Annotated in this window: 10 protein-coding genes and 1 pseudogene; 9 read left to right on the top strand and 2 right to left on the bottom strand. The window is 65.0% G+C overall.

All coding sequences use genetic code 11. The features are described 5' to 3' along the window. From OIK44_RS25435 to ppnP, 6 genes and pseudogenes are all read left to right on the top strand, one after another. Positions 1-385, top strand: a pseudogene (locus tag OIK44_RS25435) (CheR family methyltransferase); the annotation flags it as partial. A 7-nt stretch (positions 386-392) separates the two neighbouring features. Further along, complete coding sequence (locus OIK44_RS25430; protein WP_273675030.1) at positions 393-1,073, top strand: chemotaxis protein CheW; 681 nt, start codon at positions 393-395, stop codon at positions 1,071-1,073. Next, entirely contained in the window at positions 1,070-3,352 is a 2,283-nt protein-coding gene (locus OIK44_RS25425; protein WP_273675029.1) for a hybrid sensor histidine kinase/response regulator, read from the top strand. Before OIK44_RS25430 ends, OIK44_RS25425 begins: the two co-directional genes overlap by 4 nt. Then, entirely contained in the window at positions 3,349-4,404 is a 1,056-nt protein-coding gene (gene cheB, locus OIK44_RS25420) for a chemotaxis-specific protein-glutamate methyltransferase CheB (protein ID WP_273675026.1), read from the top strand. Before OIK44_RS25425 ends, cheB begins: the two co-directional genes overlap by 4 nt. Positions 4,405-4,418: 14 nt before the next feature. Beyond that, complete coding sequence (locus OIK44_RS25415; RefSeq protein WP_273675025.1) at positions 4,419-5,444, top strand: diguanylate cyclase; 1,026 nt, start codon at positions 4,419-4,421, stop codon at positions 5,442-5,444. 27 nt (positions 5,445-5,471) lie between these two features. Then, on the top strand, positions 5,472-5,786 hold the full coding sequence (ppnP, locus tag OIK44_RS25410) for a pyrimidine/purine nucleoside phosphorylase (protein WP_273675023.1): 315 nt from the start codon (positions 5,472-5,474) through the stop codon (positions 5,784-5,786). 34 nt (positions 5,787-5,820) lie between these two features. Here ppnP and murB read toward each other — a convergent pair whose 3' ends face one another. Then, complete coding sequence (murB, locus tag OIK44_RS25405; RefSeq protein WP_273675021.1) at positions 5,821-6,849, bottom strand: UDP-N-acetylmuramate dehydrogenase; 1,029 nt, start codon at positions 6,847-6,849, stop codon at positions 5,821-5,823. Positions 6,850-7,031: 182 nt separating this feature from the next. On the opposite strand from murB, the gene OIK44_RS25400 reads away from it, so the two are divergent. Together OIK44_RS25400 and OIK44_RS25395 are read left to right on the top strand one after the other, a co-directional pair. Next, on the top strand, positions 7,032-7,514 hold the full coding sequence (locus OIK44_RS25400) for a YajQ family cyclic di-GMP-binding protein (protein ID WP_273675020.1): 483 nt from the start codon (positions 7,032-7,034) through the stop codon (positions 7,512-7,514). Positions 7,515-7,685: 171 nt separating this feature from the next. Continuing rightward, positions 7,686-8,951: a nitronate monooxygenase gene (locus tag OIK44_RS25395; protein ID WP_273675018.1), complete on the top strand. Its 1,266-nt coding sequence runs from the start codon at positions 7,686-7,688 to the stop codon at positions 8,949-8,951. An 86-nt stretch (positions 8,952-9,037) separates the two neighbouring features. Here OIK44_RS25395 and OIK44_RS25390 read toward each other — a convergent pair whose 3' ends face one another. Beyond that, positions 9,038-9,976: a DHH family phosphoesterase gene (locus OIK44_RS25390; RefSeq protein WP_273675017.1), complete on the bottom strand. Its 939-nt coding sequence runs from the start codon at positions 9,974-9,976 to the stop codon at positions 9,038-9,040. 461 nt (positions 9,977-10,437) lie between these two features. Here OIK44_RS25390 and OIK44_RS25385 point away from each other — a divergent pair, with 461 nt between their 5' ends. Further along, positions 10,438-12,027 (top strand): M20/M25/M40 family metallo-hydrolase, encoded by a 1,590-nt coding sequence (locus OIK44_RS25385; RefSeq protein WP_273675015.1) that lies wholly within the window; start codon positions 10,438-10,440, stop codon positions 12,025-12,027. Positions 12,028-12,257 lie beyond the last annotated feature (230 nt).

Genomic DNA, 12,257 nt, shown 5'->3' with positions numbered 1-12,257 from the left:
GCGCGCGCCGCTGCCGGCCAGCGCCAGCGCGCCATGCCTGGCCCCCGCCGGCGCGCCGCCGGCCGGCGCCGACGGGCTGCTGGAACAGGCGCGCAGCCTGGCCGACCTGGGACAATTCCAGCTCGCCGGCGAGAAATGCCACGCCCACCTGGCGCAGGCGCCCGACGCGGCCGAGGCCTATTTCATCCTCGGCATCCTCAACGAGCAGGCCGGCAAGACGGCGCTGGCGGAGGATTACTGGCGCCGCTGCATTTACCTGCAGCCGGACCATTACGAGGCGCTGTGCCACCTGGCCCTGCTGACCGAACACAACGGCAACGGCGCCGCCGCCGCCGCGCTGAAAGCCCGCGCCGCGCGGATTTTCCAGCGCCGCCACCCATCCTGAGGCCACCATGACGAACACCGACATCGCGCCACAAGTGATTTACGACTGCTGGAACCGCATCGGCGTCGTCGGCGACCAGAGCTGTCCCAAGCTGGCCCGGCACGTCCACTGCCGCAACTGCGAGGTGTACGCCGACGCCGCCCAGCGCAATTTGCAGCGGCCCGTCGACGCCGACTACCGGCGCGCCTGGGCCGAGCACTTCCGCGTCGCCGCCGACAGCGGCGCGCAGGCCGACAGTTCGGCGCTGGTGTTTCGCGTCGGCCGCGAGTGGCTGGCGCTGCCGACCCAGCTGTTCGCCGCCGTCGCGCCGCACGCCCTGCCGCACGCGCTGCCGCACCGCAGCGGCGGCCCCCTCAGCGGCATCGTCAACGTCGGCGGCAAACTCCATCCCTGCATGTCGCTGGCCAGCCTGCTCGGCATCGACGCGGCCGACGCCGCCCCCGTCCAGGGCCGCCACAGCTTCGCGCGCCTGCTGTTGCTGCAGTGGGAGGGACAGGCGTTTGCCCTGCCGGTGGCCGACCTGCACGGCATCCTGCGCTACGCGGCGGCGGCCGCGCGCGCGCCGGCCGCCACCATCAACCGCGGCCTGTCGCGCTTCCTGACGGGCGTCATCGGCCACGCCGACATGCAGGTCGGCTGCCTCGACGCGGCCCTGGTCTGCCACCAACTGGCGAGGGCCCTGCGATGAGCCACCAGGAACCGGAAGACCTGAGCCAGTTTTCCATGCTGGACCTGTTCCGCATGGAGGCCGACAGCCAGACCGGCATCCTGACGGACGGCCTGCTGGCGCTGGAGCGCCACAGCGGCGACGCCGCCGCCGTCGAGGCGATGATGCGCGCGGCGCACTCGATCAAGGGCGCCGCCGCCATCGTCGGCCTGAGCGCCGTGGTGCAACTGGCGCACGGCATGGAGGACAGCTTTGTCGCGGCCCAGCACGGCAAGTTGCGGCTCACGCCGGAGCGCGTCGACGTGCTGCTCGCCGGCGTCGACCTGATCGTCCAGATTTCCCGCCTGGACGACGCCGGCGCCGAGCCCTGGCTGCTGGCGAACGCCGCGCAGATCGAGCGCACGCTGAGCGCCATCGCCGGCATCGCCGAACTGCCCGAGTTGCCGGCCCTGCCCGCCGCGCCGAAGGCCCGCGCCGCCGTCCCGCCGCCGCAGGAGGCGCCGCCCGAGGAGGCGGCCGAGGATGCGGCCGTCGAAGCGCCCGCGGAGCCGGCCGCGCCGGCGCGCGCCCCCGCCAAGGCGGCGCAAAACTTCGACCGGCTGCTGTCGCTGGCCAGCGAATCGCGCATCAACGCCCACCAGATGCATCCCTTCATCCAGGCGATGCAGCGCTTCAAGCGCAACCAGAGCACCCTGTTCAGCGCGGTCGAGCAGTTGCACGAGGCCATCAGCCGCGGCGGCGACGCCGCGCTGAAGGAGAAGTCCCTGCTGGCGCTGCAGAAAACGGCGCCGCTCAAGCAGTTCGTGCTCGAACATATCGCCGACATTGAAAGCTACGAGCGCCGCCTGCTGGGCGTTTCGCAAGGCATGGTCGACGAGGTGCTGGCGCTGCGCATGCGCCCTTTCCGCGACGGCGTGCACGCCTTCCCGCGCATGGTGCGCGACCTGGCGCGCAGCCTGGGCAAGGAGGTGCGCCTGGAAATCGACGGCGAGGACACGCTGGTCGACCGCGACATCCTGGCGAAGATCGAAAGCCCGCTCAACCACATGCTGCGCAACGCCCTCGACCACGGCATGGAGGCGCCCGCCGAGCGCGCCGCCGCCGGCAAGCCGGCGCTGGGCACGATACGCATGGAGGCGAAACACCGCGCCGGCATGCTCAGCATCGACATCAGCGACGACGGCCGCGGCGTCGACCTGGAGAAGATCCGCCGCAGCGTCGTCGAGCGGAGCATGGCCAGCGAGGCGATGGCGGCCGCCCTGTCGCCGGCCGAGCTGCTGGAATTCCTGTTCCTGCCGGCCTTCAGCCTGAAGGCGTCGGCCAACCAATTGTCGGGGCGCGGCGTCGGCCTCGACATCGTCCATGAGACGATACGCCAGCAAAACGGTACGGTCCGGCTGGAGTCGGAGCTGGGGCGCGGCTTCCGCGCCGCGCTGACGCTGCCGCTGACGCAGTCCATCGTGCGCGCCCTGGTCGTCGAGGTCCAGGGCGAGGCTTACGCCATCCCCATCGTCAAGGTCGACAAGGTGCTGCGGGTGGCGCAGACGGCCATCCACACGCTCGAAGGCAAGCAGTTCTTCGAGCTCGGCGGCGAGCACCTGGGGCTGGTGTCGGCGACCCAGGTGCTGGAGCTGGGTACGCCGGCGGCCGGCGCCGCCGAGCTGGCCGTCGTCGTGCTGAGCGGCGGCGCGCGCCGCTACGCCGTCGTCGTCGACGCCATCCGCGGCGAGCACAGCCTGGCCGTGCAGGCGCTCGACCCGGTCTTCGGCAAGATGCGCGACATCGCCGCCGCCGCCCTGCTCGACGACGGCGAGCCGGCGCTGATCCTCGACGTGCCCGACCTGCTGCTGTCGATCGACAAGCTGCTGCACGAGGGCGGCCTGAAGCCGCTGGCCCAGGCCGGCCAGGACGGCCGCCGCAAGGTCAAGCGCATCCTGGTCGTCGACGATTCGTTGACGGTGCGCGAAATGGAGCGCAAGCTGCTGCAGGCGCGCGGCTTCGCCGTCGACATCGCCATCGACGGCATCGACGGCTGGAACGTGGTGCGCAGCGGCGAATACGACCTCGTCGTCACCGACGTCGACATGCCGCGCATGGACGGCATCGAACTCGTCACCCTGATCAAGAAGGATGTCCACTTGCATACGCTGCCCGTGATGATCGTCTCCTACAAGGACCGCCCCGAGGACCGCGCCCGCGGCCTGGCCGCCGGCGCCGACTACTACCTAACCAAGGGCAGCTTCCACGACGCCACGCTGCTCGACGCCGTGGCCGACCTGATCGGCGAGGCGCGCCTGTGAAAATCGCCATCGCCAACGACGTCGCCATGGCCGCCGAGGCGCTGCGCCGGGTCGTCGCCAGCACCGCCGAACACCGCGTGCTGTGGATCGCCCGCACCGGCCTGGAGGCGCTCAAGCTGTGCCTGGAGCAGCGCCCCGACCTGATCCTGATGGACTTGAACATGCCGGAGCTGGACGGCGTCGAGGCGACGCGCCAGATCATGCAGCAATGCCCGTGCGCCATCCTCGTCGTCACCGGCCGGCCGCAGGACAACGTCAACCAGGTCTTCCGCGCGCTCGGCGCCGGCGCCCTCGACGTGACGGCCACGCCGGTGCTGCGCGGCGCCCCGGACGGCGACGCCGAGTTATTGGCAAAAATCAAAACGATCGGCAAATTGATACGCCACACTGGAGGCAGTGAGGCGCTCTGCGCGAACCAGGCGGGTGCGGTGCCCGAACGGCGCGACAGCGAGCTCACGACGCTGGTGGCGATAGGCGCCTCCACCGGCGGCCCGACCGCGCTGTCGCGGGTGCTGGCCGGCTGGCTGGCGCCGCCGCAGTGCGCGGTGGTGGTGGTCCAGCACATCGACGCCAGCTTCGCCGGCGTGTTCGCCAGCTGGCTCGGCGAGCAGGTGGCGATGCCGGTCAGGACGCTCGACGATGGCGATGCGCTCAGCGGCGGCACGGTGCACATCGCCAGCACCAACGACCATTTGGTGATGGATCAGCATTACCGCCTCAGTTATGACGCCGCGCCGCGCGACTACGCCTACCGGCCGTCGGTGGATGTGTTCTTTCACTGCGTGGCGCAGCACTGGCGCGGCGCGGCGATCGGTGTTTTGCTCACCGGCATGGGGCGCGACGGCAGCGACGGTTTGCTGGCCATGCGCGGCGCCGGCCAGTGCACGATCGCGCAGGACCAGGCCAGCAGCGCCGTGTATGGCATGCCGCGCGCGGCGGCCGAACTGGGTGCGGCGCAATTGATACTGCCGCTGGACGACATCGGGCCGGCGCTGCGCGGCAGGACTGGCGGCAAGATATCCAGCCTGGCCATGCCGGCCCGGCCCCCCTGACGAAGAGAACGTAGATGGCCGACGCGACAAACAACTACGAGCAAGATATCAGCCTGGACACCTTCAAGGTCCGCGTCCTGCTGGTGGACGACCAGTTGATCATCGTCGAGGCGATCCGGCGCATGCTGCGCGACCAGCAGGACATCGAATTCCACTTCGTCACCGAGGCGGCGCTGGCCCTGCCGACGGCGCTGCAGCTGCAACCGACCGTGATCCTGCAAGACCTGGTGATGCCGGCGGCGGACGGGCACGACCTGATCCGCGGCTACCGGGCCGAGCCGGGGCTGGCCAGCGTGCCGGTGATCGTGCTCTCGTCCAAGGAAGACGCGCAGATGAAGGCGCTCAGCTTCGGCCTGGGCGCCAACGACTACCTGGTCAAATTGCCCGACAAGGTGGAATTGCTGGCGCGCATACGCCACCATTCGGGCGCCCACATCAGCCGCCTGCAGCGCGACCAAGCCTTCCGCTTCCTGCGCGAAAGCCAGAAAAACCTGGCCGACGCCAACATCGAACTGCAAAAGCTGGCGGCGCTCGACGGCCTGACCGGCATCGCCAACCGGCGCCGCTTCGACGAAACCATGCAAATCGAATGGCAGCGCGGCCAGCGCCACCGGCAGCCGCTCAGCCTGCTAATGTGCGACGTCGACTCCTTCAAGCTATACAATGACACTTACGGCCACCCGGCGGGCGACAGTTGCCTGAAAAAGGTGGCGGCCGTGCTGACGGAACACTTGAAGCGCCCGGCCGACCTGGCCGCGCGCTACGGCGGCGAGGAATTCGCGCTGATCCTGCCCGACACCGAGCTCGACGGCGCGCTCAGCATCGCCCAGGCTTGCCGCCGCCAACTGGAAACCCTCCGGCTGGACAATCCGCAGACCCGGCCGTTCGGCGTCGTCACCATGTCGATCGGCGTGGCGCGCGCCGTGCCCTCGCCCGCTTCGAGCATGGAGAAACTGATCGAACGGGCGGACAAAGCCCTTTACGCGGCCAAGCAAGGCGGACGCAACCGCGTCTGCAGCGCCGCCGAAGTCGAAGCATAAAATTCACCACGCACAGGAACAAGGAAGATGAGCACACAACTGGACCACGTCAGCGTCGTCAAAAAATCCAATATCTACTTCGACGGCAAATGCGTGTCGCACACCGTGCTGTTCGCCGACGGCAGCAAAAAAACCGTCGGCGTGATCTTCCCCTCCGCGCTGACCTTCAACACGGGCGCGCCGGAAACGATGGAAATCGTCGCGGGACGCTGCCGGGTGCGCCTGGCCGGCCAGGACGCATGGCACCACTACGAAGGCGGCCAGCAATTCGACGTGCCCGGCGACAGCCGCTTCGACATCGAAACGCTGGACACGCTCGACTACGTCTGCCACTTCGGCTGAGAACGGCGGCCGCCGCGGCGGCGCCGCTGCCGCCTCACACAAACACCGGTTCCGGCGCCAGCAGCACGCCGTAGCGCGCCTGCACATCCTGCTGGATCGCCTGCGCCAGGCGGCTGATATCGGCGCCGCTGGCGCCGCCGTTGTTGACCAGCACCAGCGCCTGCTTCGGATACACGCCGGCCGGCCCCAGGCTCTTGCCCTTCCAGCCGCACTGGTCGATCAGCCAGCCGGCCGCCAGCTTCTCGCTGCCGTCGGGCTGGGCGTGGTGCACCAGCGTCGGATAGGTCTGCAACAATGCCTGGCACTGGGCGCGCGACACCACCGGGTTCTTGAAAAAACTGCCGGCATTGCCGACCACGGCAGGATCGGGCAGCTTGCGGCGGCGGATCGCGATCACCGTGTCGGCGACCTGGCGCGGCGTCGGCGCGGCGCCGCCCTGCTCGGCCAGCGCCTGCGCCAGCTCGGCATAGCGCAGATTCGCCCGCCACTGCGCCGGCAGCGCAAACGTCACGTCGACGATCACCAGGCCCTGCCCGTCGGCATGCTTGAAAATACTGTCGCGGTAGCCGAAACGGCAGGCCCCGGCGTCCATCTCGAACGTTGCGCCGCTGGCGCAGTCAAACACGCGGAGGCTATGGAAGTAATCGCGCATCTCGACGCCGTAGGCGCCGATGTTCTGGATGGGCGCGGCGCCGACGGTGCCGGGAATCAGCGCCAGGTTCTCCAGTCCGCCCAGGCCCCGGGCCAGCGTCCATTCGACCAGGCCGTGCCAGCTTTCGCCGGCGGCCGCCCGCACATAGGTGGTGCCGGCGTCGCCGGCCGTGGCGGCGATGCCGCGCGTGGCCATGTGCAGCACCAGGCCGGCGTAGTCGCCCGTCAGCACGATGTTGCTGCCGCCGCCGAGCAGCAGGCGCGGCAGCGCCGCCAGGGCCGGGTCGGCCAGGGCCGCCCGCAAATCGGCGAGGGATTCCACACGCACATAGTATTGCGCACGGGCATCAATGCCGAAGGTGTTCAGGGAGACGAGGGGGAAATTGCGTTCGATGGCGAGGTCTGGATGCATGGGATATCAATTATTTTGCTTAATTATAGTGCGAAACCAACAAAAAACCAGCGCCGCACAGGGGCGGCGCCACCGTTGTCCGTTAAAATGTCGCATCTTTAACGCGGCCGCGCCACTCTCGGGAGTCTGGCCGCCGCCCGACGCGCCGCGCGCGCGCCCGCCACAATGAAAAGGAATGGACCATGCCATCATTTGATGTAGTCTGCGAAGCCGACATGATCGAAGTGAAGAACGCGATCGAGCAAGCGAACAAGGAAATCTCGACCCGCTTCGACTTCAAGGGCAGCGACGCCCGCGTCGAACACAAGGAAAACGAGTTGACCGCCTTCGCCGACTCCGAATTCCAGCTCAGCCAGGTGCGCGACGTGCTGACCGGCAAACTGACCAAACGCAAGGTCGACGTGCGCTTCTTCGACGACGGCGACATCAAGAAGATAGGCGGCGACAAGGTCAAGCAAGTCATCAAGATCAAGAACGGCATCGAAACGGAAGACGCGAAGAAAATCACCCGCATCGTCAAGGACAGCAAGATGAAGGTGCAGGCGAGCATCCAGGGCGAATCGGTGCGCATCACCGGCGCCAAGCGCGACGATCTGCAAGCCGCGATGGCCATGCTGCGCAAGGACGTCGACATGCCGCTGGAATTTAATAATTTCCGCGACTAAATCCGCACCGCGGCGTGGCGCCGAGGGGGCGCCGCCGCAGAAACCCTTGCCCGCATAGGGTAAAATGGAGACTGTGCAAAGCGTCGCACACGACGCCCGGGGCGGTAGTGCCGCAGCGGGCGCGGGCGCGCATCTGGCTCAGTGATAAACCACGGTAGTCTAAGGATAGCAATGAAACGTGTTGATGATTTCCGCCTGAAGTTCGGCAAAAAAGAGTATGTGCCCATCATGATAGGCGGAATGGGCGTGGATATTTCGACGTCGGAGCTGGCGCTGGAAGCGGCCCGGCTGAACGGCATCGGGCATATCTCGGATGCGATGGTGGAAGACGTCTCCGACCGCCGCTTCGACACCACTTTCGTCAAGGACAAGACGAAACTCTACAAATTCAATATCAACAACACCGACAAGGCCATCGTCCAGTTCGACCTGGGCCGCCTGGCGGAAGCGCAGCGCCTGCACATCGGCAAGACGATGGAAGCGAAAAAAGGCGACGGCCTGATCTTCGTCAACTGCATGGAAAAGCTGACCATGAACGGCCCGCGCGAAACCTTGCGCGTGCGCCTGAACGCGGCGCTCGACGCCGGCATCGACGGCATCACGCTGTCGGCCGGCCTGCACTTCGGCTCCTTCGCGCTGATCGCCGACCACCCGCGCTTCCGCGACGCCAAGCTGGGCATCATCGTCTCGTCCGTGCGCGCGCTGCAGATTTTCCTGCGCAAGAACGCCAAGCTTGACCGCCTGCCCGACTTCATCATCGTCGAAGGCCCGCTGGCCGGCGGCCACCTGGGCTTCGGCATGGACTGGGCCGCCTACGACCTGCACACGATCACCCAGGAAATCCTGGCCTATTTGAAGGCGGAGCAGCTCGACATTCCGCTGATCGCCGCCGGCGGCATCTTCACCGGCAGCGACGCCGTCTCCTTCCTTGAAGCGGGCGCGGCCGGCGTACAGGTGGCGACGCGCTTCACCATCACCCACGAGTGCGGTCTGCCAGCCAAGGTCAAGCAGGAATACGTGAAGGCGCAGGAAGAGGACATCATCGTCAACGGCATCTCGCCGACCGGCTACCCGATGCGCATGCTCAAAAACACGCCGGCCATCGGCGCCGGCATCCGCCCCGGCTGCGAATCCTACGGCTACCTGCTGGACGCGACCGGCAATTGCGCCTACATCAACTCGTACAACCGCGAAGTGGCGGCCCATCCGACCGAGAAAAACATCGTCGTCATGGACAAGACCTGTCTGTGCACGCACATGCGCAACTTCAACTGCTGGACCTGCGGCCACTACACCTACCGTCTGAAGGACACCACGCACAAGCTGCCGAACGGCGACTACCAGCTGCTCAGCGCCGAGCACGTGTTCAAGGACTACCAGTTCAGCGTCGACAACCAGATCGCGCTGCCGGAGCTGGAAGTGGAAGCGCAGAACTGAGGCACCCCACCCTCATGTAAAACGGCACAGCCTGCGAAGGCTGTGCCGTTTTTTTATCTCCCCGCGTCCTGGCGCTGGCCGGCCCCTCAGCCCTCGGCCGTAATCCGCGCGACCAGTTCCAGCAATACCTGTTCCGCCTCGTCGTTGGCCACCTGGCAAGTGCCCGCATTCTCATGCCCGCCGCCGCCATACTCCAGCATCAGCGCGCCGATATTGGTGCGCGAGCTGCGGTTCAAAATCGACTTGCCTGTCGCAAACACCGTATTCTGGTTCTTCAAGCCCCACAACACATGGATGGAAATATTCGTCTCCGGGAACAGCGCATAAATGAGGAAACGATTGCCGGCGAAAATCACCTCTTCCTTGCGCAAGTCCAACACCACCAGATTGTCGTGGACGGCCGCGCAGCGCTGGATCTGCTGCCGGCACTGCGCGCTATGCTCGAAATACAAGTCCATGCGCTCTTTCACATCCGGCAAGACCATGATGTCCAGAATCTCATGGTTCCCGCAGTAATTGATCAAGTCCATCATCAACTGGTAATTCGAAATGCGGAAGTCGCGGAAACGGCCCAGGCCGGTGCGCGCGTCCATGAGGAAGTTCAACAAATCCCAGCCTTGCGGATTGAGCACCTCCTCGCGGCTGAAGCGGGCGGCGTCGCCCTTGTCGACGGCCGCCATCATATGGGCCCAGGATAGGGGAAACGCCTGGTCGCCGCCGTAATAGTCGTAGACGACGCGCGCGGCCGATGGCGCCTCTGGGTGGATGATGTGGTTGCCGCGCTCGCCCGTATTGCGTATCGTTTCCGACAAGTGGTGGTCGAACGCCAGATGGACGCCGGCAACGAAAGGCAAGTTGGTCGTGATGTCGTTGTTGCTGATGGCTATTTTGCCGTCCTGCATATCCTTGGGATGGACGAACAGGATTTCCTCGATCATATTCAGGTGCTTCAATAACACTGCGCAGACCAACCCGTCGAAATCGCTACGCGTCACCAGACGGTATTTTTTTGCTTCAGCTGACATGAGGGCATCCTTTTCGTAAAAAGAAGATTCACCCGGCACGCTGGGTGCATAGTGAATAATACAACCCAATACTCTGGATGCACAGCAATAACAATGGGACTCGCACCACCTTATGGCGGGCGTCAATACCATCCCGGCGCCGCGCTGCTAGCCGGCCCATGCGGCATTGCCAACGCGCCTGACGCATCGCCAAGCGCGCCGCCGAGGCGCTGAGCTGCCTCAATATATTTGTTGCAAAAAAACACATTCAAACGCATACGCGAAGCAGCGTGCTAATATTTACATATGGTTTTTTTGCCATCTTTTTTTCAAGAAAAACAATAATCAGCATCAGCCTTTAGATCCAGATCAGTGCACCCATCCGGGCTGCACTGTCTTCAGGATGAGCGGCATGCCGTCTACCGACGGGCGTTCGCTCTGCAATGGGGAATCACCCCCAAACACTCAAAAAAGGAAAAAAGATGGAGATTCAAATGCATGCTGCAGCAGCCTCCCGCATGGCGCCAAAAGTCATCGCCTTGCTACTCGCGGGATTATTTGCCGGCGCCACAAGCGCGGCGGAATCGAAAAAAATCTGGATCACGGTGGGCGACGCGGCTTACACGCAGTTGCAGAAAGTTGCGCCCCAGACCATCGCCAGGGAAAGCCGGCTCAGCCAGACCAACGCCGCCGGCGACAAAAATGCCGGCAGCGAAAAAGTCCACCTGGTGGAGGTTGACGAGGAGCAAATGCTCCAACTGTCGGCGGCCATCCACCATGAGCTCAAGCGTTGTGGCGGCTTCATGTTCCATGCCAGCGAAAACGAGGGCCAGAAAGCCCTGAAGCAACCGATCGCGGCCAGCCTGGCGGCGCTGAGCCGGCCCGCCTACGTCATCGACAACCAGACGCTGGTCACGCCCATGCTGCCGCAAATGCAGGACAGCAATATCGCGCAAACCATCAACGACCTGTCGGCCTTCACGAATCGCTACTACACCACCAGCAGCGGCGTGAACGCATCGAACTGGCTGAAAAACAAATGGGCCGGCATGGCCGCCGGCCGCAGCGACATCAGCGTCAGCCAATTCACGCACCCGAACTGGGCGCAAAAATCGGTGATCCTGACCATCAACGGCACGGACAACGCGGCCGAAGTGGTGGTTCTGGGCGCACATCTGGACTCCATCAACAGCGCCGGCACAGGCGAAGCCACCAGGGCGCCGGGCGCCGACGACGACGCATCGGGGGTGGCCAGCATGACCGAAGCGCTGCGCGCTATGATCGCGAGCAACTACAAGCCGCGGCGCACCATCAAAATGATCGGCTATGCGGCGGAAGAAGTCGGCCTGCGCGGTTCGCAGGAAATCGCGCGTAACTTCAAGGCCAACAACGTCAACGTCGTCGGTGTGATGCAGCTGGACATGACCAACTACAAAGGCTCGCCCAGCGACATCTATATCTACACCGATTACACCGACAGCCAGCAAAACACCTTTGTCGTCAACTTGCTCAACACCTACCTGCCGACGCTCAGCATAGGCTACGACAAATGCGGCTACGGCTGCTCGGACCACGCGTCCTGGACCGCGCAGGGCTATTACGCATCGATGCCGTTCGAAGCCGCGATGTCGCAGGACAACCCGTACATCCACACGGTGAACGACACCTATGCCAGCTCGGGCAACCAGGCGCTGCATGCGTTGAAATTTGCGCGCCTTGCGACGGCATACGCGGTGGAGTTGGGCAGTGATGGGCCGGGTGTCATACCGCCGACGGACCGGGTGGAAACTTTTAATGGCAGCCTGAGCAGCGGCCAGAAGAAAACCTTCGGCCCGTACAAAGTGGCTGCCGGAGGCAGCTTCAAAGCGGTCCTGAGCGGAACCGGCGATACCGACCTTTACGTGCGCAAAGCCGCAGTGCCGACCACGACCACATTTGACTGCAAATCCGACGGTCCAAGCAGCACGGAAAATTGCACGCTCAACCTGACGGCCAATGGCGACGTCTACGTGATGCTGAACGGCTATACCGCGTCCACCTACACGCTGACGCTGACCTACCTGCCGCAATAAACCGGCGCAGGCTCAGGGGTCTGACCCCGGCCTTCTGGGGTCTGACCCCGGCCTTGGCCCCTTGCCTTGGCACCCGGCTTTGGACGTGGAGCATACCAAAGCTCCAGACGAAAAAAACCCCGTCAGGCACAAGGCGCCAACGGGGTTTTTTAATATAACTAGCCTGACGATAACCTACTTTCACACTGGTTGCAGCACTATCATCGGCGCAAAGTTGTTTCACGGTCCTG

This window comes from Janthinobacterium fluminis (assembly GCF_028595325.1).
GTDB lineage: Bacteria > Pseudomonadota > Gammaproteobacteria > Burkholderiales > Burkholderiaceae_D > Janthinobacterium > Janthinobacterium fluminis.
The sequence above is the reverse complement of the archived record's forward strand: the minus strand, read 5'-3'. Positions and strand labels throughout refer to the sequence as shown.